The organism is Faecalibacterium faecis, from assembly GCF_040096475.1.
Taxonomy (GTDB): Bacteria; Bacillota; Clostridia; order Oscillospirales; family Ruminococcaceae; genus Faecalibacterium; species Faecalibacterium taiwanense.
In genome coordinates this window covers 1-20,650 of the sequence record NZ_JBBMEP010000031.1, presented here as the reverse complement: position 1 = coordinate 20,650, position 20,650 = coordinate 1, and the positions used below count along the sequence as shown (strand labels likewise).

Genomic DNA, 20,650 nt, shown 5'->3' with positions numbered 1-20,650 from the left:
CCTTGCAGTCGCGCAGTTGTCCTTCAATGGACGCTTCTCGCTGGCTGTCAGATGAATAGCGGGCGTAGATCACGGCGGTCATGGTTGCACCTCACTTTATGTATCGATAAGTAGAAAAGCAGGACACCATTTCGTATAACTTATCATATTCTGAGAAGAAATGCAAGTAAAAAGAGGATCATTCTTTTATTCGATAATAAAAATGGCCATCTTTTTCATGTATTATATTTTCTTGGCTTTATAACGAAGTTCTTCAATATTATAAACATCCACTGCTATACATTCGAACAACTCTGGCTCAAAAATCGCAAGATTATAACCATCCGGATTTGTTGTGCTACTATATTCAACCCCTGCATACTCTCGTGTACCATTATGCTCAATGCTTTTAATGAAGTCAACAATATACTGGGTTGGAACATAATCTAAGGTACTGTCACTGCGGCGCAGTGATTTACTCATCTCATCATTTATTTTTTTTAGATGAGTCATATTAATTGCATGATCCAAACAGTCCAACCCTTCAGTGAAAGGGCTGATTTCGGTAATAGCACTTAAATCAACAACCACAATATCTTTCTTTAGCAAAAATTTTCCAATGCTAACGAAATCAAAAACACCTGCACGAACCTCATGCAACGTGGTTTCAAGGTCGCTTGCAAGATATAGGCATGTGATTCCACGTGCATTTGCTCGTCCTTCTGAACTCTTACCTGCGGGTGGAGCCCCCATAGAATTGATATCAAAACCCTCTTTTTCAGAGATTCTCGCACGATAGAAGCAATAGCCTGCTTTATACGTTTTACGAATAAAAGAACAGTATTTTTCTAATATATCAAGATTGACAAGTTTGGAATGGTAACGATTAACTGTTTTTATCTCATTCACAAACAAATCCCAGTTATTTGTTCTTAGCAGCATATGGTTTTTAAGGTATAAGTCATCATATAATTCCGGAATTCCAACTAAGCCATCGAAAAGAGATGGAGTAGATGCGTATAGTTCAGAACATATGTTGCGGAGAATTTCATATTGAGTGGGATAAGGAATATCCGAGAAAATCTGCCACCGCTCATTCAAATCATCCATTAGTCGCCTTTTTTCTGCCGCTGGAAATGACGGAGGAAGCAATTCTTCTGGTGTGTAAGTATTAACTAAATCCTCAAAATAAGGAGTTAGATCATTCTGATAATCAGTATCATAAAGTTTCTTATCATGTTTGTGGCAAGTTGGGCAAACCCCAGAATTTCTTGAAACTGACTTAATAATTGAAGAAATTTCTTTATCATAAAAGCAACCATCACAAATAATCATTTTTCAACCTCATTAAGATAAACGCTCATGAGTTCAAGATGGTGCATAATAGAGTACTTTTTGGCTACTCCTAGGCCGGGATATGTTCCGTTTTTATACGTGTCTTCGAACGCTTTGATGCCCATCGTATTGAGCTTCATAATTTTGTTCCACTGTACTAATTTTTCTACAGCTTCTCCAAATTTTCTTGCTGGATCAGAAATATCATCATTAGAGTCCGAAACAAAGTGAGCGATGCGAAGTTTATTATTATCATCAAAATAGACAATGTGAATTGCCACCGCATATGGAGCAAAGCCTGTTTCACTATATTCAGAACCAACAACAGAATAATCTGAAAATCCCTTGTATCCATCCTCTTTATAATAAAGATGGTCTGCTGAGAAAAATTCTGTGTCGATCCCGGAATAGTCAATATTTCGGGATTGTTTTGGGAAGTGATCCTCACACATCACACGATTCGCTCGAATAGACCTTCTAAAATCAGCGCGATCCGGAATGATATTGTACAATGGAGAAATGCCAGAGGTTATATGTTCATAGTGTTCTACATATTCTGGCTGATTGCAAATTAAAATTGATTTTTCAAATTGCAATATTCTATTTTCCCAGAGTACACCATTGCTTCCCAAATCGGGGGTAACATAGAAGGTTTCGATAAGATACTTGTTATCCAAAAGTTCTGTGTAGTGTTTTTGAATTTTCTGATTACTTGTTTTAACAATTTCTCGTGACCACTTACCAACTACCGGGTTGCGGATAACTCCAATGGGATGCTTATGATCTACAAATGAATCCAATGTCTTTGTGAATGTGGACGACACCTTAACAGGCTCTACGATTGGGATTAAAAAATCACTTAATATGCCATTGTTAACGCACTCTCGTAAAGCAAGCAATTCGAACTGTCGACCCCGTAAAATAGGAAAGTACATATAAGCCTCCTACATACTAAGAAAGTTAAGCAAACGAGTATAATCTTCTTTTCGATAGTTAGAGAAGTAGGTCAAAAATTTTAATTCATATGGAATTTTTGAGTACAAATCGATTTCGATTTTACTGCGTTTTTTTATTTCTGCAGTAAATAATTTATATGCTTCTTCAATTGAAAGCGACTCAAATAAAACCTGACAACTTCTGTAATATTCAAATTGTGTGACCTTCGGGAGTTTTCCATAAACGCTTTTAATTATATTTTCATACTCACCTTTACGTAAAATCTTAAACATAGTGGTTTTTGAAAGTGCAGCTGTGTATTCAATCGGCTCCTTTTTTATACTCAGTGTACCCTTACTTGTTAATACATAAATTCCTGCCGGAGAATCTTTTAACCTCTTTTTTAGCTCTTCATAATGTTGTTCTGCTGTCACTACAACTACTCGAGAAAATGCCTTGTAATAGTCTTCTAACTGTCCCTCTAGTCTCTCGAAATTGTCCAACGCTGTTTTGATTTCATAAACAACAGCCTTTCCATTTATCAAAATAAAATCCGCTTTAGATCCGGCAATCGGAACTTCTGTTAGTGCAATAGTTGTCTTCGGACTGTGAATACCGAGCAACAACTTGTTAAGAAGAGTATTCTTATAATAATACTCATTTTGATAGTTTGATTTTAAATAACAGTAAATTTCACTTATGCACTCACCATTTGTTTTATTGCTTTCATCTATAATATAGCGACGGATAACAGACGAGTACGTTGCGGATGAACCTTCATCAATCAACTGCTTGAAGGTGTTGCGCGTGAAAAAACGATTTAACACAATTGAATTTGTGCTTTCCACCTCGAACACCTCCTCGAATACACTGGTTATATAATCGAAATAAACTATTTGTATAGATTGGAATATTAAATACGCGCTACGCTACTTATATAACACTACATTATAATTATACTACTAACATGAATTTCGTCAAGCAAAGCGAGCAACAAATATTGACGGTATTAAAAATTCTCTATTTATGTTTTCCAAACAATCTACATATTGTCATCTTGCGTAATTTTTTTCTTACATTGGATGCCATGGTACTGGATGAACCAACTGCTACTCTTGATAAAGAAAGTATTGCCCGATTGATGAACTGTCTCCAAGAACGAAAAAATGATTCGGTTATTATTATGGTTTCACATGATCCGTATGTTTTGGCTCAATGCGATGCTGTACTAGATATCTGCTCGATTCAGCATTCTAATCCGGATTGATTTGATACTTTTTTCTAAAGTGCCGTCTTGCTTTCGCTTGTGCTTTGTGTGTTTCGTTCATCTGATGTATTCATTATCCTGAAGTGTTGACACACATCAATACTTATGTTATCATTCCCAACAAATCCACAGAGATTTCTGTAAAGAAACGATTCTGTGCGGTTTTATTTCCTGCGAAGATTTACCGCCCCGCAACACACCCGATTCATTTTGCCGCCGATTTACCCCGACAAAATCATCGCTGCGCTGCGTGGGCGGTATTTTTCTTTTGTGGGGAACGTACCTTGAAAATTTCATGAGCCGACCGGACGTGATATCGACTTTTTTGTCAACGCCGCTGCAAAACAGGGGCAGGAATTTCGTTCGGAGCAAACGGTGCCCCCATCACATGAGCAGAGCCCCGCCACTTATTGTTTGCGTCTTAACAATTTGGAAACAATTACCCAGAAACGGTTTTGAGCGCAGCGGTAGAGGGCAAGAATCGTCCCGTGGCCACAAATTTTCAATTCTTGAAAATTTCCTGCCCCTTTGGGACAGCTTCTTGTTGGGGCGTGCCTGCCCCAAACCCTGCTTATGTTTACTGAGGCACAGGGCCTAACCCCAAAGTTCCAGCCAGCACAAAGGCACCAAATATCAGAGCAACTATCCCCAAGCCGGCAAGGGCAATCAAAAAGGTTTGGTGGCAAGACTGGCCTTTGCACTTTCGATATATAGCGTATCCCAGCAGCACAAGGAACGAGAGGATTGCTATCAATGGGAGAATTATCCCCACTACTGTAAAAAGAAAGGTGTCGAGCCGCCATCCGATATTATCCAGATATAGAATGAAAATTATGGCGACTGTAAGGCATCCAATAATTAAGAAAACATTTTTTCTCTCCTGCTGAATTTGCTTCTCTGCAAAATTTAACGCATTGTTCACAATTTCATTGTTCATCGCGATAGACATCTCTGATTCATCTATCCTTTCGGATTTCATAAGTTCTGCAACACTGACATCTAAAGCTGCGGCCAATGGCTCGATGGTATTGATGTCGGGGAACCCCACACCTCTTTCCCAGCGGCTGATAGCTTTATCGGTCACATTCAATTTTGCGGCTAGGTCAGCTTGTGTCATTTTCTTGTCTTTGCGGCACTGGGCGATAAATGTACCAAACTTCTGTGAATCCATTTTGCTCCCTCCTTGCCACTACAAGATAGCACGACTATAAACCATTATCAAGAAATACCGCGGCTATTTTCGCCGCAAGATACTCTACGAATCGTTTACAACGATAACCGGTTTGATTTTCAATCTGTATAAGAGAGATTTAGCCGTTTCCCTGCGTACATGCGTACACGCTCCGCAGGGATTCCAAAGGGGCTATGCCCCTTGGCACACAGACTTTGTTCCAAAGTCTAGTGTGTTACACCTTGCCAGAGGTGTACACGCTCTCCCGGTACGCACGTACGCAGCGATTGCCCCCAATGCGTCATATAGGGTGACGACCAAGTTCGCACAAAGCGAACTTGATTCCGCAAAACAAAAGGCAGGATACCACTATCATAGTGATACCCTGCCTTTGCTCGTTTACCGTTCCGAGTAGTCCTTCCGCAGAACCTCCGATAAACAAAAAACGTACCCGAACCCTTTCTCATAGAGAATTGGGTTCGAGTACGAACTGTTTGGTGGACGGTACAGGACTCGAACCTGTGACCTCCTGCACGTCAAGCAGATGCTCTACCAGCTGAGCTAACCGTCCATATTCTGTTTTGCCGAAATCAGCTTGATTATATTACCATACCTTCTGCCAAAAAGCAAGTGCTTTTTCAAAAATTGTAAAACTTTTTTAAAGGCAGGGGCGCTGACTGCCCTTTTTACGCGCCAGCGCACATTTGGCGGCGGCAGGCGAAAGGTTTTCTGTTGCTCACACTGTTTTGTTGTGATATAATAATAAAGTTATAATAGGAATAGTATCGGAAGGTATTTGCAGCATGAGAGTTTTGGGCATCGACCCCGGCTACGCCATCGTGGGCTGGGGCGTGGTGGATTACGCAGGCAACCGGTTTGCGCCGGTGGACTTCGGTGCAGTGTGCACCGACGCGGGCGTGCCGTTCGAGCGCCGTCTGGACGAGGTGTATGCAGGCATCAAAGAGGTGATCGAGCGCACCCGGCCCGAGGTGCTTGCCATCGAAAAGCTGTTCTACCAGCACAATCAGACCACGGTCATCGGCGTGGCAGAAGCCCGCGGCGTGATCCTGCTGGCGGCAGCGCAGGCAGGCCTGCCCATCTACGAGTACACCCCCATGCAGGTAAAGCAGGCTGTTACCGGTTACGGCAAGGCCGTGAAAAAGCAGGTGCAGGAGATGACCCGCGTGCTGCTGCATCTGCCCGCCGTGCCAAAGCCGGACGATACCGCCGATGCGCTGGCAATGGCCATCACCTTCTGCCACACCAACGGCAACCAGCTCAACCGCTTTGTCCGCCGTGTGGCCGGGCCGATCTGACCCTCTCACCGGTTCCGTCCGCCTGCAGCGGCGCGGCACCGGAGCTCTCCCGAAGGGCGAGCTGAACAGAGGAAAATTGGCCGACACAGAAACTGAGAGGGCTTTAAATGATCTACTGTCTGACAGGAAAAATCGTCAAAAAAAGCATGAACGCGGTGGTGCTCAGCTGCGGCGGTGTAGGCTACTATGCCCAGTGCCCGGCCAGCGTGGCCGGGGCCTTGCCCGGCGTGGGCAAGGAAGCCACCATTTATACCGTGATGAGCATCACCGAGAACGACGTGAGCCTTTACGGCTTTGCCACCGAGCAGCAGCAGGCCTGCTTTGAGATGCTGACCGCCGTGTCCGGCGTGGGGCCTAAGGTGGGTCTTGCCATCCTGAGTGTGATGGAGCCGGACCGCGTGGCACTGGCGATCTCGGCGGGGGACCACAAGGCGTTCAAGGCGGCTTCCGGCGTGGGGCCGAAGCTTGCACAGCGCATCGTGCTGGAGCTGAAGGATAAGGTCGCCAAGGGCTTTGTGGACGGCATCTCGCTGGAGGATGTGGCGGGTGCTTCCGCCGACACACAGGCTTCTCAGGGCAGCAGTCAGGCCATTGCGGCGCTGGTGTCGCTGGGGTACAGCCAGAGCGAAGCAGCGCTTGCCGTTTCCAAGATCGACGCGGCATTGCCCGTGGAAGAGATCATCAAACTGGCCTTGCGCAGCATGGCAGGCAGGAGGTAAAGAATGCAGGACGAAACTGCGCTGTACGGCGCAAAAATGATGCAGCCCGGCATGACGGCGGCGGACAGCGAGGAAAACAACCTCCGCCCGCAGCATCTGGAAGACTATATCGGGCAGGAAAAGGTCAAGCAGAACCTGAAAATTTACTTGGAAGCTGCCAAGCGGCGCGGCGAACCGATGGACCATATCCTGCTCTACGGTCCGCCGGGCCTTGGCAAGACCACACTGGCAGGCATCATTGCCAATGAAATGGGCGTACAGATCCGTATTACCAGCGGCCCGGCCATTGAAAAGCCCGGCGACCTTGCTGCCCTGCTCACCAATCTGCAGGAGGGCGATGTACTGTTCATCGACGAGATCCACCGCCTGTCCCGTCAGGTGGAAGAGGTGCTGTATCCGGCGCTGGAAGACTATGCGCTGGATATCATGATCGGCAAAGGCCCCAGCGCCCAGAGCATCCGCATCAACCTGCCGCGGTTCACGCTGGTGGGTGCCACCACCCGTGCAGGCCAGATCACCGGCCCTCTGCGCGACCGCTTTGGCGTGCTGCTCAAGCTGGAGCTGTACAGCCCGGATGAACTGAGCAAGATCATCCAGCGCTCGGCAGGTATCCTCGACCAGCCCATCACGCCGGAAGGCGCTTACGAGCTGGCCAAGCGCAGCCGCGGCACGCCCCGCGTGGCAAACCGCTTTTTGAAGCGCATCCGCGACTTTGCCACCGTGCTGGGCGACGGCATCATTGACCGGGATGTGGCCCTGATGGGCCTCAAGCGGATGGACGTGGACGCACTGGGTCTGGACGAACTGGACCGCAGTATGCTGCGTGCGATCATTGAAATGTACAACGGCGGCCCGGTGGGTCTGGAAACGCTGGCGGCGGCCCTCGGCGAGGAATCCGTCACGCTGGAAGACCTGTGTGAGCCGTATCTGATGCAGATGGGCTTTCTGACCCGGACACCCCGGGGCCGCTGCGCAACGCGGCTGGCCTACGAACATCTGGGCCTGAAAGCGCCGGAGGCCGCTGCGCCCGAGGACAACGGGCAGCAGAGTTTGTTCTGACCCTCTCAGGCCGCTTCGCGTCCAGCTCTCCCGGAGGGAGAGCTTCATGAGCGAAAAACCAAAAGATGCCAAAAAGCTCCCCCTTTTGGGGGAGCTGGCAATGCCGCAAGGCATTGACTGAGAGGGTTCTTCTTTCTATAGAAAGTGGGGTATTATTATGGGAAAATATTTTGGAACCGATGGTGTGCGCGGTGTTGCAGGCGCAGACCTGACCTGTGAGCTGGCAATGAAGATCGGCCGCGGCGCTGCTGCGGTGCTGACCGGCAGCACCGGCCACCGTCCGCGCATCCTGATCGGCAAGGACACCCGCCAGTCCGGCGATATGCTGGAAGCAGCCCTGACCGCCGGTCTGTGCAGCGTGGGTGCGGATGTGGAAAGTCTGGGCGTTCTGCCAACGCCCGCTGTGGCCTATCTGGTGGGCAAGTACAATGCCGATGCCGGCATCGTGATCTCTGCCTCCCACAATCCGATGGAGTTCAATGGCATCAAGATCTTTGCCGGTACCGGCTATAAGCTGCCGGACGAGGTGGAGAACCAGATCGAAGCCTACATCGACAACAATTGCGCGGGCATTGAGCTGAAGACCGGTGCCGAGGTGGGCCGTGTATACCGCCGCGATGACGGCCTGCAGGACTATGTGGATCACCTGTATGAGTCCATCCACGGCGACCTGACCGGCCTGAGGGTCTGCATCGACTGTGCAAACGGCGCTTCGGCTGCCGTGGCACAGAAGCTGTTCCCCCGTCTGGGCGCAAAGTGCACCTTTATCGGCATTGAGCCTGACGGCCAGAACATCAACAAGGGCGTGGGCAGTACCCATCTGGAAAATCTGGAAAAGGCCGTGGTGGAAGGCGGCTTTGACTGCGGCATTGCCTTTGACGGCGATGCCGACCGCTGCCTTGGCTGCGACGAAAAGGGTCAGGAGATGGACGGCGACAAGATCATTGCCCTGCTGGCCATGACCATGAAGGAAAAAGGCCGTCTGGACGGCGACACCGCCGTGGTTACGGTCATGTCCAATCTGGGCTTCATCAAATATATGGAGAGTCAGGGCATCAATACCGAAAAGACCGCCGTGGGCGACCGCTACGTGCTGGAAAACATGCGCGAGAACGGCTTTGCCATCGGCGGCGAGCAGAGCGGCCATGTGATCCTGCTGCACCATGCCACCACCGGCGACGGTGAGCTGACCGCCGGCAAGCTGCTCAAGCTGCTGGCTGAGAGCGGCAAGAAGATGAGCGAGCTGAACTGCATCTACGCCCAGTATCCGCAGGTGCTGGTGAATGTGACCGCCAACGCCGCCCAGAAAAAAGCCTACAAAGAGGACGAAGTTCTGGCCGGTTTCATTGAGAACGAGCAGCAGAAGCTCATGGGCATGGGCCGCGTGCTGGTGCGGGTGTCCGGCACCGAGCCGAAGATCCGCGTGATGGTGGAGGGCCAGGATCTGGACGCCATCCACCGCTGCGCCGACCGCATCGTGGATAAGATCAACAAGCGCATTCTGGGCCAGTAAGAAACGGATAAAAGAGAAGGGAGGACGCTATGCGCCCTGCAGATACCTGGAAAGACTATGAACTGCTGGATGCCACCGACGGCAACCGTCTGGAGCGCTGGGGTGAGACCATCCTCATCCGCCCGGACCCGCAGGTGGTGTGGAAAACGCCCAAGCAAAGCCCGCTGTGGGCAAAGGCAGATGCTGTTTATCACCGCTCCAATCAGGGCGGCGGCGAGTGGGAGTACAAGCGCCGTCTGCCCGAAAAGTGGAAGATCAGCTGCGGCGAGGGCGAGGATAAGCTCACCCTCATCGTCAGCCCCACCGGCTTCAAGCACACCGGCGTGTTCCCGGAGCAGGCCGTCAACTGGGCATGGTACGCCCAAAAGATCCGTGCCGCAGGCCGCCCGGTAAAGGTGCTGAACCTGTTCGGCTACACCGGCGGTGCCACGCTGGCCTGTGCGGCGGCAGGTGCCACCGTCTGCCATGTGGATGCCTCCAAGGGCATCGTGGCGTGGGGCAAGGACAATGCTGCGGCAAGCGGCCTTGCCGACCGGCCCATCCGCTGGCTGGTGGACGACTGTGCCAAGTTCGTTGCCCGCGAAAAACGCCGCGGCAACACCTACGATGGCATCATCATGGACCCGCCCAGCTACGGGCGCGGCCCCGGCGGTGAGATCTGGAAGCTGGAGGACTGCATCTACGACCTCATCAGCCAGTGCGAAGAGGTGCTGAGCGATACGCCGCTGTTTTTTGCGGTGAACAGCTACACCACAGGCCTGTCCCCGGCGGTCATGGAGTATATGCTCAAGACCACGCTGGTGCCCCGCTTTGGCGGGCAGACTAGCTGCGACGAGATCGGCCTGCCGGTCTCTGCCACCGGCGGCGTGGTGCCCTGCGGCGCAACCGCCATCTGGGAAGAGTGAAACGATTTTAAATGGCCGCCGCGTGCGCTTTGGCCATGTTCAGAAGAAAATAATCTTTTAGTTTCGTGTTTGTCGCGGCCTGCGGGCCGCTCCAAACACATTTTCACAGGAAGACTTAAGAATGGGGTACAGCCCCTTTCAGAGGGGCGCACCACCAGAAAGAGAAACACAAATGGAAGAGACGATTTTAACAGCACAAAATCTGAAATTCCGCTACGACAGCGACCAGCCGGTTTACGCACTGGACGGTGTCTCAACGGAAGTAAAGCGCGGCGAATTCGTGGCCGTGCTGGGTGCCAATGGCTGCGGCAAGTCCACGCTGGCAAAGCACTTCAACGCTATCCTGCTGCCGGAGAGCGGCAAGGTCTACGTGGAGGGCATGGACACCGCAGATGATGACAAGATCTATGATATCCGCCAGACCGTGGGCATGGTGTTCCAGAACCCGGACAATCAGATCGTTGCCACCGTGGTGGAGGAAGACGTTGCCTTTGCACTGGAAAACCTCGGTGTGCCGCCCGAAGAGATGCGCCGCCGCGTGGACGACTCCATGAAGATGGCCGGCATCTATGAGTACCGCGAGCGCGCACCCCACAACCTTTCCGGCGGCCAGAAGCAGCGCGTTGCCATTGCAGGCGTTGTTGCCATGCGGCCGGACTGCCTGATTTTGGACGAAGCCACCGCCATGCTGGACCCCCGGGGCCGTGAGCAGGTGATGCAGACCATCCACTATCTGAACAGGAACATGGGCATCACCGTGGTGTCCATCACCCACTACATGGAGGAAGCTGCGCAGGCAGACCGTGTGCTGGTGATGAGCAAGGGCCATGTGGTGATGGAGGGCACCCCCAAAGAGGTGTTCAGCCAGACCGAGAAGGTGCGTTCCCTGCATCTGGATGTGCCGCAGGCCGCAGAGCTGCGGGACGAGCTGGTGAAGGCCGGCATCCCGATGCCGGAGGGCATCATAGACACCGGCGAATGCGCACAGGCTCTGTACGAGCTTTTGCAGTAAGGGGGGCAGACGCAAATGGCAGATATCATCAAAGTAGAACATCTGAGCTACGTCTACAACCCCGGCATGCCCAATGCGGTCACTGCGCTGGACGATGTGAGCTTTACGGTGGAAGAGGGCGACTTTGTGGGCATCATCGGGGCCACCGGCTCCGGCAAGAGCACCCTCATTACCCACATGAACGGCCTGAACAAGCCTACCAGCGGAAAAATTTATATCGATGGCCGCGACCTGTGGGAAGATCCGGAGAAGATCCGGGACTTCCGCTTCCTCACCGGTCTGGTGTTCCAGTACCCGGAGTACCAGCTGTTCGAGGAGACCTGTTATAAAGATATCGCGTTCGGCCCCAAGAACATGGGTCTGGACGAAGCCGAGATCGACCGCCGCGTGCATGAAGCCGCCGATTTCGTGGGCCTTGACCCGGCCCTGCTGGAGCGCAGTCCCTTTGAGCTTTCCGGCGGCCAGAAGCGCCGGGTGGCCGTGGCGGGCGTTATGGCCATGAAGCCCCGCATTCTGGTGCTGGACGAGCCTGCTGCGGGCCTTGACCCGGAGGGACGGGACGACATCCTCAGCGAGGTGAAGGAGTACCACAAAAAGACCGGCACCACTGTGCTGCTGGTGTCCCACAGCATGGAGGACATTGCCAAGTACGCCAACCGCGTTCTGGTGATGAGCAACAAGAAAATTGCCATGTACGACACCGTGGAAAAAGTCTTTGCCCGCGCTCCGGAGCTGCTGGAGCTGGGGCTTTCCGTGCCGCAGGTGACGAAGATCTTCCTCAAGCTGCGGGAGATGGGTGTGGATGTGCCCGCTGATGTGTACACCATCCCCTATGCGGTCAAGATGATCCTGGAGGCCAAGCGCCGCCGGGAGGCAGGCGAGAGCCTTGTGCTCCCGCGGGAAGCAAAGAAGGAAGGAGGCGCTGCCGGATGCTGAGAGATATCACCATTGGCCAGCACTTCCCGGGCAACAGTCTGGTGCACCGGTTCGACCCGCGCCTGAAACTGGTGCTGACCATCGCCTATATTGTGCTGCTGTTTGCAGCTTCCAATCCGCTGGGCCTTGCCCTTTCCATTCTGTTCCTTGCAGCAATGTACAAGGTGGCAAAAATTCCCGGCAAAATGATCATGAAGAGCCTGAAGCCCATCCTGCCCATCGTGATCTTCACAGCGGTGCTGAACCTGTTCTTTGTGTCGGGCGAGGGCGAACCGCTGGTGCACATCTGGTTTTTGACCATTTATGCCGAGGGTGTGCGCTATGCTGTGCTGATGGCAGTGCGCGTCATGGCGCTCATCGCGGGCACCAGCCTGCTCACCTACACCACCAGCCCCATCGTGCTCACGGATGCCATCGAGCAGCTGCTCAAGCCCTTGGGCAAACTGCACTTCCCGGTGCACGAGCTGGCGATGATGATGAGCATTGCCCTGCGCTTCATCCCCACCCTCATTGAGGAGACGGACAAAATTATGAATGCCCAGAAGGCTCGCGGTGCCCAGCTGGATACCGGCAAGATGACCGACCGGGTAAAAGCCTTGGTGCCGGTGCTCATCCCGCTGTTCATTTCGGCATTCCGCCGCGCGGACGAGCTGGCCATGGCCATGGAATGCCGCTGCTACCGGGGCGGTGACGGCCGCACCCGCCTGAAGGTGCTGCGCTGCGAAAAGCAGGATTATATCGACCTTGCCGTGTGCATCGCCTGCTTTGCAGTGATCCTTGCTTCCCGGCTGGTGTTCCCGAATTTTTAAAACTCCCCCAGTCGCCTTCGGCGACAGCCCCCTCGAGGAGGGGGCCTTATAGCCTCCCTCTTTGAGGGAGGTGGCACGGCAAAGCCGTGACGGAAGGAGTTCCATGCAGAACTTTTTACTTACCCTTGCCTACGACGGCACGAACTACTGCGGCTTTCAGGTGCAGCCCAATGGCCGCAGCGTGGCCCAAACCTTTCAGGATGCGCTGCAGGCCGTGCTGGGTAGCCGCCCCGATATCAAGGGCTGCAGCCGCACCGATGCAGGGGTGCACGCGCTGGGCTTCAAGCTCAACTTCCACGCCGATACCCGCATCCCGGCGGCAAAGCTCCCGCTGGCGCTCAACCAACATCTGCCGCCGGACATCCGGGTGCTGGACGCGCAGGTGGTGCCGGAGGATTTCCATGCCCGGTACGCGGCCCATACCAAAACCTATCTCTACCGCATCCACAACCACCCCATCGACTCGCCTTTTGACGCGGCTTATTACACCCGGGTGCCCCGGCATCTGGACGAAGCCAGAATGCAGGCGGCGGCGCAGCAGTTCGTGGGCAGGCACGATTTTCTGGCCCTGTGCGCGGCGGGCTCTTCCGCTGCAGCCCATGGCGATACCGTGCGCACCATCACGGACTGTCATGTTACCCGCAAGGGGGACGAGATCGACATTGAAGTGACCGCCGACGGCTACCTGTACAACATGGTGCGCATTCTGGCAGGCACTTTGTGCGAAGCGGGCGCAGGCCGGCTGGACCCGGCGGAAATTCCCGCCATTCTGGAAAGCCGTGACCGCAGCCGCGCCGGGCCGACCCTGCCCGCCAAGGGCCTGTTTTTGAAGTGTGTGGAGTATGATCTGTAAGGAGAACCATTCATGAGCAAAATTCGCCGCGGCGGACATTCCGCCGAAGGGGAGACGCTTTCTGCCGGACGCGTCGAATATCTGGAAGCCGCCCGGGCCCGGGTGCGCACACGGCGCATCCGCCGCACCGTCGTCATCGTAGCGGTGCTGACCATCCTTGTCCTGTTTGCCACCGGCGCAGTGGGGTCTTCCATTGCGCGCGCAAAAGACCTTGTGGATACTGCCGTCATCGCGCTGGCACCAGCCGCAGGCTGGCCGCAGCAGACCGGCATCACCGACCCGGATGCGGTGGCGCAGATGTCTGGCAGCTTTGTGGAGATGGGCGGCGACAGCTGCGTGGTATACAGTATTGGCGGCACCCGCCTGAACAGCATCCAGAGCGGCTATGCCCGCCCGGCCATTGCTGCAGGCAAGACCCGCTTTGTGCTGTACAACCGCTCCGGCAATGAGCTTCGGGTGGAAAGCCGCACCCAGAACCTTTATACAAAAACCATGGACAGCACCATCTCGCTGTGCGCCGTGGCAGATGCCGGACAGGTGGCTGTTGTGACCGACAGCACCGACAGCGTGGCAAAGCTGACCGTTTACAATTCCAGTATGCAGCAGCAGCTGGTGTGGAACCTGACCAGTGAGCAGGGCACCCCGCTGCGCATGGCCTTTGCGCCGGACAGCCGCCGCCTTGCCGTGGCCGCTGTATCGGCGGTGGGCGGCCAGCTGACCACGAACCTTTATGTACTGCCCCTCTCGCAGGGCGACCCGGTATGCCTTGGCTCCGAGAACAGTGTGCCCCAGTGGATGGGCTGGATGTCCAACGGCTTTTTGCTGGTGCTTTATGAGAACCGCGCCGTGCTGTACAACACGAGCGGCGGCAGCGCAGGCGAACGCGCCAGCTACGATTTTGGCGGCGGCACCCTCGTCAGCGTGTCCAACACCAGTAACGGTGCGGCCCTGCTGCTAAGCAATGGCCAGACCAGCACGGCGGTGCTGCTGGACGGGGAGCTGACTGTGGGTTACAGCGGCAGCGTGCTCTCGGCCAGCCAGATCATCCGGGCAAAGAACGACGGCTTCTACCTGCTCACCGACAGCACAGTGGAGCGCTTCAACAGTGTGGGCGAGTTCCAGTGGAGCCAGTCGCTTTCGGCCCGGCCCCGGGCGCTGATCGAGGGTAGGCAGATTTTGGTGTTCACCGGCAACACGGTGCAGGCGGTCACACCGCCGGAGCAGACAGCTTCCAGCGGACAGTGATTTTTGGGTGAGAAGATCATGCGTAAATAGCACTCTTGCGGGGAAAGTGATAAAAATAACAGGGAAAACAAGGTATGTTCAAGAATCCGTCATTTCTTTTTGATATCATATGCACGGCAGCATGGATCATTCTGGTGGTGCGCTATGCGCGCAAGGGCTTTCTTTCGTCCATTGTGCAGCTGGTGGGCAACCTGTTCAGTCTGCTGGGGGCCAAGGAGCTTTCCGCTGCCTGCGCCGGCTGGGTGTTCGAGCACATGCTGGCAGGCGGCTTCCGCACCCAGATCGCAGCAAACATTGCTGCGGGCGGTGCGGTAGACCTTTCCGGCATTGCGGAAAAGTATGCGGGCTTCCTGCCTGCTTCTTTCCGCGCTTCCATCGTGGCAGCCTGCGAGCGCTCCATTGGCGCTGTACTGGCCGATAACGCGGTGGTGCTGGCCGATTCCATTGTGGAAAACGTGCTGCAGCCGCTGCTCACACCGGTGATCACGCTGGTGCTGTTCTTCTTGTTCTACGCGCTTTTGCGCCTGCTGGTCAGTATGCTGGTCACGGTGCTGGGCCTTGTGAACAAGCTGCCGGTCATTGGCACGGTAAACCGCGGCCTTGGCTGGCTGGTGGGCGGTGCCACGGCGCTGCTGGATATCTATTTGGTGCTGTGCATCCTGTGGGGCATCATCGTCATCACAGGCGGCAACCTGAATGTGCTCAACGATACGGTGATGAGCAGCAGTCTTTACTACAAAATCTTCAATCTCTTCAACCCTTTCCTGTAAAGGGTTTTGCATAAAGGAGGAACTATGGTCTGTATTCGATGCCAGAAACGTCCGGCGATCATCTTCATCCAGCGGATGGACAATGGTCAGATGAAGCAGGAGGGCTACTGCCTGCACTGCGCCCGTGAGCTGCACATCAAGCCGGTGGACGATCTGATGAAGCAGTTCGGCATGTCGGATCAGGATCTTGATAACATGGAGAACCGCATGGAAAGCATGATGGAGGAGATGGGCGATGCAAACCCGCTCTCCATGATGATGAACATGGCGAACGGCGGCGAGGATGCTGACCCGGACAGCATGGACGAAGATCTGATCCCCGGCAGCAATGCCACCTTCCCGCTGGGCTTTACCAGCAGCGAGAAGAAAGATGGCGACAAAAAGGCCGACCGCAAAAACGGCAAAAAGCCGCCTAAGCGCAAATTTCTGGATACCTATTGCGAGAATCTGACCCGCAAGGCCCGGGAAGGCAAACTGGACGATATCATTGGCCGCGACCGCGAAATTTACCGCACCATCCAGATTTTGAGCCGCCGCCAGAAGAACAACCCCTGCCTCATCGGCGAAGCCGGCGTGGGCAAGACCGCCATTGCCGAGGGCATTGCGGAGCGCATTGCCAAGGGGAATGTGCCCATCGGCCTGAAGGATAAGGAGATCTATTTGCTGGACCTCACCAGCCTTGTGGCAGGCACCCAGTTCCGCGGCCAGTTCGAGCAGCGGGTCAAGGGCCTGCTGAACGAAGTGAAGGCCGCAGGCAATGTGATCCTGTTCATCGACGAGATCCACACCATCACCTCTGCCGGTGAGAGCGAGGGTGCCATGAACGCGGGCAATATCCTGAAGCCCGCCCTCTCCCGTGGTGAAATTCAGGTCATCGGTGCCACCACCTTCAACGAGTACCGCAAGTATATCGAGAAGGATCAGGCGCTGGAACGCCGTTTCCAGCCCGTGCGGGTGGAAGAACCCAGCGTGGCCGATACCCTTGCTGTGATGAACGGCATCAAGCACTACTACGAGCAGCACCATCATGTGCAGGTGCCTGCCGATGTGCTTTCTGCCACTGTCACCCTGAGTGAGCGCTATATCACCGACCGCTTCCTGCCCGATAAGGCCATCGACCTGCTGGACGAAGCCTGCGCCTGCTGCAATCTGGCCCACCCGGTCATTTCCGAGTATCTTGGAATGCAGAAGGAGCTGGATGCCCTCAAGCAGGAAGAAGCCGAGATGGAGAATGCGGATGTGAACGAGCCCATCGACTACGAGCGCGTGGCCGAGCGCAAGACCCGCATTGCAAAGCTCGAAGCCGACCTGCCCGCAAAGCAGGCTGCTGCCAGCGAGATCCAGGTGACCATGGACGATGTGGCCAAGGTCATCGAGCTGTGGACCGGCATTCCGGCGGTCAAAATTCGGGAGACCGAGTTCGCAAAGCTGGCAAACCTTGAGGGCGAGCTGAAAAAGAAGATCATCGGGCAGGACGAGGCCGTGCATCTGGTGGCGCAGGCCATCAAGCGCAGCCGCGCCGACCTTTCCGGCCGCCGCCGTCCCGCAAGCTTCATCTTTGTGGGCCCCACCGGCGTGGGCAAGACCGAGCTGGTCAAGCAGCTGGCAAATCAGCTGTTCGACGGCCCGGACCCGCTCATCCGTCTGGACATGAGCGAGTATATGGAAAAATACGCGGTGTCCCGCATGATCGGTTCGCCTCCGGGCTATGTGGGCTACGAAGAAGCCGGCCAGCTCACCGAGAAGGTGCGCCGCCGCCCCTACAGCGTGGTGCTGTTCGACGAGATCGAAAAGGCGCACCCGGATGTCATGAACATTCTGCTGCAGATTCTGGACGAGGGCAAGATCAACGATGCGCAGGGCCGCACGGTGGATTTTTCCAACACGGTCATCTGCATGACCTCCAACGCCGGCAGCAGCGACCAGAGTACCGGTGGGCTTGGCTTCAATAAGAGCGAGGAACAGCTCAGCGAGGAAAAGACCCGCAAGGCGCTGGCGCAGTTCCTGCGGCCGGAGTTCCTTGGCCGCGTGGATGAAGTGATCGCCTTCAAGCCGCTGAGCCAGCAGACGCTGGAGGGCATCGCGGCCCTGATGCTGGACGAGTACAAGCCCGGCATGGAGGCCAAGGGCATCGCCTACAGCTACACCCCGGCAGCTCTCAAAGCTCTGGTGCAAAAGAGTCAGGGCGGCAAGTTTGGTGCGCGCGATTTGCGCCGCGTCATTCGCAAAGCCGTGGAAGACCCCGCCGCCGAGCGCCTGATCGACGGCACGCTGGCATCCGGCGGCACCCTTGTGGTGGATGCCGGTGAAAACGGCGAGATCATCTTGAAGTAAACAAAAAAAGCCCCTGCATCCGTTTTGGAATGCAGGGGCTTTTCCGCTGTTTGGCGCTGTACGGCAAACTGGAAGTTAGCGATTTCTTTTTCCGGTATTCTCTGTCCCTCGGATTTCCTCATGATAGAAATAATCCACGATTACCGGATGTCCCTGCGGGACTCTTCCATAAGGCATTTCATTATCCACAAAGGCACAATCATACTTCTTAGCCATTTCCGCAGCTTTTACTTCAAGTGCTTCAAAGTAGCTGCGGTTATGCTTGTTATAGATCTCGTCGTAAAGTGGTATAAGATCAGGATATTTTCCGGTAATATAATCCATAATTGTCTTTTTGAAACCGCCTCGAAGATTGAGATTTTCGAGCCAGAACAGATCGCACTGATCCTTTACCCGCTCAAAGATTGCTTCAAAATCCGTGATACCGGGGAATACCGGGGATACGAAACAGACCGTACGGATACCTGCTTCATATACCTGCTTCATAGCAGAGATACGGCGCTCAATGCTCGAAGCAGAGTCCATATCGTTCTTGAAATTTTCATCTAGTGTGTTGATCGACCATGAAACGGTTACACGTCCAAGCTTCTTCAGCAGATCAATATCCCGTACCACAAGATCCGACTTTGTGCAGATCAGAATATCTGCGTCACTGCCGATCAGCTGCTCCAGAAGTTTTCTGGTATTCCCGAGTTGCTCCTCCTGTGGATTGTAGCCATCTGTCACAGAACCGATGACCACCCGCTGTCCGGCATATTTCTTCGGATTTTTAATTTCTGGCCAATGCTTCACATCAAGGAAAGTGCCCCATTCCTCCTTGTGCCCGGTAAAGCGCTTCATAAAAGAAGCATAGCAATACTTGCAGGCATGTGTACAGCCTACATAGGGATTGACCGAGTAACCGCCTACAGGCAGACTAGACTTAGTCATGATGTTCTTTGTTTCCACCTCACGAATGAGAATTCCATTTATTACTTCTTCCATGATTTCTGTACCTCTAACACTTTATTAAATTCTTCCGGCATTTCCTGAATCATATTTTCATCCCCTATGATAGGGACAAGGTCTTCCTTCATAAACACCGGAATGCCGAGCTTATGGGCCTGGTCCGCCAGAGACCATGCCCATTCCGGCTCCGTATGAATCTTCCTGCTCTGAGCTCCGGTCATGGTGCCGACAACGATCCAATTGATTTCGGAAAGGTCAACTGTGCCGGGATCGTCGAATAACGGCTCAAAGGTAACATGGTAATGTTTTGCTCTGACGTTTTTCCGAAGGGCGTCGATACGCCACAGTTCTGCTTTCCTCGTCACCGTAACGCCAAACCATGCGTTTTCCAGATCGGTATCAAAATCCAGCAAATCAGGTCGCTTGGTAAGGAACAGGAACTGATGCTGTGGATTTTCACGGATCTTTGCAAATACCTCGTCTCTCCATTCCGGCTTCCATCCGGAGAGATCGCTCATGCCGGTAAGAAGAAAGTTCTGCGGACGTTTCTTTTCCATCATCTTGAGCTTACCCGGAAAGAATTCAGGGTCAGCGAAGTCATCCATCATATGCCAGCGTTTCACGTTGTTGCGGGCATAGCAATATGTACACCCCACTGTGCAGCCAATGACGATATTCATGTTCTGAATCTGATCTTTGATACAAATACTCATGACTTCTGCCACTCCTCAAGATTCTTTCTGATGCGGTCGAGGCATTCCTCAAACCGGGTAATTTCTTCCTCTGAAAAACCTTTGTAGTAAATACTGCCCATCTCATCCGATACAGAATCGTACTCGCCCTTTAAGGAATGTGCTTTCTCAGTCAGAAACAGGAGCGTTTTCCTTTTGTCCGTTTCAGACTGAACACGGCTTATCAGCCCTTGATTTTCCATTCTTTCCAGCATCGTAGTAAGAGACGTTATCGCTAATCCGCATTTAGTCGAGAGTGACCTGATTGAAATACCATCCTTCTGCCACAGCACATAAAGAATACGCCCTTGGGCTCCATTAAACGCATCAATATTCTTTTCACTGAGAATCTTCTCGAAAATCCGGTCTCCAAGCTGTTTTATTTTGGTGACAAGAAATCCTCCATTCATTTCCATACAAAAGCTCCTATATAGTAGTTTATTAAAAACATACTATATAGGAGCTTTATTGTCAAGAGTTTATATGTCTTAATAGGTAAATTCCGTTTTTTCAATTCTCCAAACTGGAATTTTCAAATTAGTCTTTGCAAATAACCTTTGAACCTTCACCATCAATTACAATTCCCTGACGGTTGTTAATTGGGCATAGATTCAAATCCGAAAACTCAGTCATTATTTTCTCGGTAACTTTCTTAAATGGTGCTGTAAGATAATGCGGAAGAACATAGAAATCAATCAAAGCAAGCCCTGCATCATCTTCTTGTGAGTAGTCCTCCGGCTTTTCATCCATTTGCTCGATATATTGGATGCTTGGAGCGCATATAATCGCACCTGCCGATTCACCAATCATCA

The 20,650-nt window shown here is 53.1% G+C and carries 20 protein-coding genes and 1 tRNA gene; 12 read left to right on the top strand and 9 right to left on the bottom strand.

The window, feature by feature from the left end; genetic code table 11:
• Positions 1–222 precede the first annotated feature (222 nt).
• From WMO17_RS12350 to WMO17_RS12330, 5 genes are all read right to left on the bottom strand, one after another.
• Positions 223–1,314, bottom strand: a complete 1,092-nt coding sequence (locus tag WMO17_RS12350) for an RES family NAD+ phosphorylase (protein ID WP_349138244.1) — start codon at positions 1,312–1,314, stop codon at positions 223–225.
• Positions 1,311–2,249 carry a sce7725 family protein gene (locus tag WMO17_RS12345; RefSeq protein WP_349138243.1) on the bottom strand — a complete coding sequence of 313 codons (939 nt, stop codon included), beginning with the start codon at positions 2,247–2,249 and terminating at the stop codon, positions 1,311–1,313. Before WMO17_RS12345 ends, WMO17_RS12350 begins: the two co-directional genes overlap by 4 nt.
• Positions 2,250–2,258: 9 nt before the next feature.
• Entirely contained in the window at positions 2,259–3,098 is an 840-nt protein-coding gene (locus WMO17_RS12340) for a sce7726 family protein (RefSeq protein WP_349138242.1), read from the bottom strand.
• 996 nt (positions 3,099–4,094) lie between these two features.
• Complete coding sequence (locus tag WMO17_RS12335; protein WP_349138241.1) at positions 4,095–4,688, bottom strand: helix-turn-helix domain-containing protein; 594 nt, start codon at positions 4,686–4,688, stop codon at positions 4,095–4,097.
• 495 nt (positions 4,689–5,183) lie between these two features.
• Positions 5,184–5,259: transfer RNA gene (locus tag WMO17_RS12330), tRNA-Val, on the bottom strand.
• Positions 5,260–5,491: 232 nt separating this feature from the next.
• Between WMO17_RS12330 and ruvC the strand changes: the two genes are divergently transcribed.
• The 12 genes from ruvC (at position 5,492) to WMO17_RS12270 (ending at position 18,159) form a co-directional block, all read left to right on the top strand.
• Complete coding sequence (ruvC, locus tag WMO17_RS12325) at positions 5,492–6,004, top strand: crossover junction endodeoxyribonuclease RuvC (protein WP_005943476.1); 513 nt, start codon at positions 5,492–5,494, stop codon at positions 6,002–6,004.
• 107 nt (positions 6,005–6,111) lie between these two features.
• Positions 6,112–6,723, top strand: a complete 612-nt coding sequence (gene ruvA, locus WMO17_RS12320) for a Holliday junction branch migration protein RuvA (protein WP_097781213.1) — start codon at positions 6,112–6,114, stop codon at positions 6,721–6,723.
• Positions 6,724–6,726: 3 nt separating this feature from the next.
• Positions 6,727–7,782: a Holliday junction branch migration DNA helicase RuvB gene (gene ruvB, locus WMO17_RS12315; protein WP_005943473.1), complete on the top strand. Its 1,056-nt coding sequence runs from the start codon at positions 6,727–6,729 to the stop codon at positions 7,780–7,782.
• 157 nt (positions 7,783–7,939) lie between these two features.
• Complete coding sequence (gene glmM, locus WMO17_RS12310) at positions 7,940–9,295, top strand: phosphoglucosamine mutase (RefSeq protein WP_349138239.1); 1,356 nt, start codon at positions 7,940–7,942, stop codon at positions 9,293–9,295.
• Positions 9,296–9,324: 29 nt separating this feature from the next.
• Positions 9,325–10,200, top strand: coding sequence for a class I SAM-dependent methyltransferase (locus WMO17_RS12305; protein ID WP_337678662.1), 876 nt, complete (start codon positions 9,325–9,327; stop codon positions 10,198–10,200).
• 172 nt (positions 10,201–10,372) lie between these two features.
• Positions 10,373–11,212, top strand: a complete 840-nt coding sequence (locus WMO17_RS12300) for an energy-coupling factor transporter ATPase (protein ID WP_005943468.1) — start codon at positions 10,373–10,375, stop codon at positions 11,210–11,212.
• A gap of 15 nt (positions 11,213–11,227) precedes the next feature.
• Complete coding sequence (locus WMO17_RS12295) at positions 11,228–12,148, top strand: energy-coupling factor transporter ATPase (protein WP_005943466.1); 921 nt, start codon at positions 11,228–11,230, stop codon at positions 12,146–12,148.
• Positions 12,142–12,957, top strand: coding sequence for an energy-coupling factor transporter transmembrane component T family protein (locus tag WMO17_RS12290; RefSeq protein WP_207698820.1), 816 nt, complete (start codon positions 12,142–12,144; stop codon positions 12,955–12,957). Before WMO17_RS12295 ends, WMO17_RS12290 begins: the two co-directional genes overlap by 7 nt.
• 103 nt (positions 12,958–13,060) lie before the next feature.
• Positions 13,061–13,810, top strand: a complete 750-nt coding sequence (gene truA, locus WMO17_RS12285) for a tRNA pseudouridine(38-40) synthase TruA (RefSeq protein WP_097774249.1) — start codon at positions 13,061–13,063, stop codon at positions 13,808–13,810.
• 12 nt (positions 13,811–13,822) lie between these two features.
• Positions 13,823–15,055, top strand: a complete 1,233-nt coding sequence (locus WMO17_RS12280; protein WP_349138237.1) for a DUF5711 family protein — start codon at positions 13,823–13,825, stop codon at positions 15,053–15,055.
• 74 nt (positions 15,056–15,129) lie between these two features.
• The gene (locus WMO17_RS12275; RefSeq protein ID WP_097774251.1) at positions 15,130–15,825 is read left to right on the top strand and encodes a hypothetical protein; all 696 of its coding nucleotides are present in this window, start codon (positions 15,130–15,132) and stop codon (positions 15,823–15,825) included.
• A gap of 24 nt (positions 15,826–15,849) precedes the next feature.
• Positions 15,850–18,159: an ATP-dependent Clp protease ATP-binding subunit gene (locus tag WMO17_RS12270; RefSeq protein WP_294648892.1), complete on the top strand. Its 2,310-nt coding sequence runs from the start codon at positions 15,850–15,852 to the stop codon at positions 18,157–18,159.
• A 75-nt stretch (positions 18,160–18,234) separates the two neighbouring features.
• Here WMO17_RS12270 and WMO17_RS12265 read toward each other — a convergent pair whose 3' ends face one another.
• From WMO17_RS12265 to WMO17_RS12250, 4 genes are all read right to left on the bottom strand, one after another.
• Positions 18,235–19,143, bottom strand: a complete 909-nt coding sequence (locus WMO17_RS12265; RefSeq protein ID WP_349138235.1) for a radical SAM mobile pair protein B — start codon at positions 19,141–19,143, stop codon at positions 18,235–18,237.
• Positions 19,131–19,820 (bottom strand): radical SAM mobile pair protein A, encoded by a 690-nt coding sequence (locus WMO17_RS12260; RefSeq protein ID WP_349138234.1) that lies wholly within the window; start codon positions 19,818–19,820, stop codon positions 19,131–19,133. Before WMO17_RS12260 ends, WMO17_RS12265 begins: the two co-directional genes overlap by 13 nt.
• The gene (locus WMO17_RS12255; RefSeq protein WP_120081468.1) at positions 19,817–20,254 is read right to left on the bottom strand and encodes a radical SAM mobile pair system MarR family transcriptional regulator; all 438 of its coding nucleotides are present in this window, start codon (positions 20,252–20,254) and stop codon (positions 19,817–19,819) included. Before WMO17_RS12255 ends, WMO17_RS12260 begins: the two co-directional genes overlap by 4 nt.
• A 121-nt stretch (positions 20,255–20,375) precedes the next feature.
• Positions 20,376–20,650: Type 1 glutamine amidotransferase-like domain-containing protein (locus tag WMO17_RS12250; RefSeq protein ID WP_349138233.1), on the bottom strand; the 275-nt coding region annotated here is incomplete at its 5' end.

What these genes read in the sequence shown, in the direction of transcription:
- WMO17_RS12295 (WP_005943466.1), top strand. Translation starts at nt 11,228, where the DNA reads ATGGCAGATATCATCAAAGTAGAACATCTGAGCTACGTCTACAACCCC.
- WMO17_RS12275 (WP_097774251.1), top strand. Translation starts at nt 15,130, where the DNA reads ATGTTCAAGAATCCGTCATTTCTTTTTGATATCATATGCACGGCAGCA.
- ruvA (WP_097781213.1), top strand. Translation starts at nt 6,112, where the DNA reads ATGATCTACTGTCTGACAGGAAAAATCGTCAAAAAAAGCATGAACGCG.
- WMO17_RS12335 (WP_349138241.1), bottom strand. Translation starts at nt 4,688, where the DNA reads ATGGATTCACAGAAGTTTGGTACATTTATCGCCCAGTGCCGCAAAGAC.
- ruvB (WP_005943473.1), top strand. Translation starts at nt 6,727, where the DNA reads ATGCAGGACGAAACTGCGCTGTACGGCGCAAAAATGATGCAGCCCGGC.
- WMO17_RS12290 (WP_207698820.1), top strand. Translation starts at nt 12,142, where the DNA reads ATGCTGAGAGATATCACCATTGGCCAGCACTTCCCGGGCAACAGTCTG.
- WMO17_RS12255 (WP_120081468.1), bottom strand. Translation starts at nt 20,254, where the DNA reads ATGGAAATGAATGGAGGATTTCTTGTCACCAAAATAAAACAGCTTGGA.
- WMO17_RS12300 (WP_005943468.1), top strand. Translation starts at nt 10,373, where the DNA reads ATGGAAGAGACGATTTTAACAGCACAAAATCTGAAATTCCGCTACGAC.
- WMO17_RS12350 (WP_349138244.1), bottom strand. Translation starts at nt 1,314, where the DNA reads ATGATTATTTGTGATGGTTGCTTTTATGATAAAGAAATTTCTTCAATT.
- ruvC (WP_005943476.1), top strand. Translation starts at nt 5,492, where the DNA reads ATGAGAGTTTTGGGCATCGACCCCGGCTACGCCATCGTGGGCTGGGGC.
- WMO17_RS12280 (WP_349138237.1), top strand. Translation starts at nt 13,823, where the DNA reads ATGAGCAAAATTCGCCGCGGCGGACATTCCGCCGAAGGGGAGACGCTT.
- truA (WP_097774249.1), top strand. Translation starts at nt 13,061, where the DNA reads ATGCAGAACTTTTTACTTACCCTTGCCTACGACGGCACGAACTACTGC.
- WMO17_RS12260 (WP_349138234.1), bottom strand. Translation starts at nt 19,820, where the DNA reads ATGAGTATTTGTATCAAAGATCAGATTCAGAACATGAATATCGTCATT.
- glmM (WP_349138239.1), top strand. Translation starts at nt 7,940, where the DNA reads ATGGGAAAATATTTTGGAACCGATGGTGTGCGCGGTGTTGCAGGCGCA.
- WMO17_RS12265 (WP_349138235.1), bottom strand. Translation starts at nt 19,143, where the DNA reads ATGGAAGAAGTAATAAATGGAATTCTCATTCGTGAGGTGGAAACAAAG.
- WMO17_RS12345 (WP_349138243.1), bottom strand. Translation starts at nt 2,249, where the DNA reads ATGTACTTTCCTATTTTACGGGGTCGACAGTTCGAATTGCTTGCTTTA.
- WMO17_RS12305 (WP_337678662.1), top strand. Translation starts at nt 9,325, where the DNA reads ATGCGCCCTGCAGATACCTGGAAAGACTATGAACTGCTGGATGCCACC.
- WMO17_RS12270 (WP_294648892.1), top strand. Translation starts at nt 15,850, where the DNA reads ATGGTCTGTATTCGATGCCAGAAACGTCCGGCGATCATCTTCATCCAG.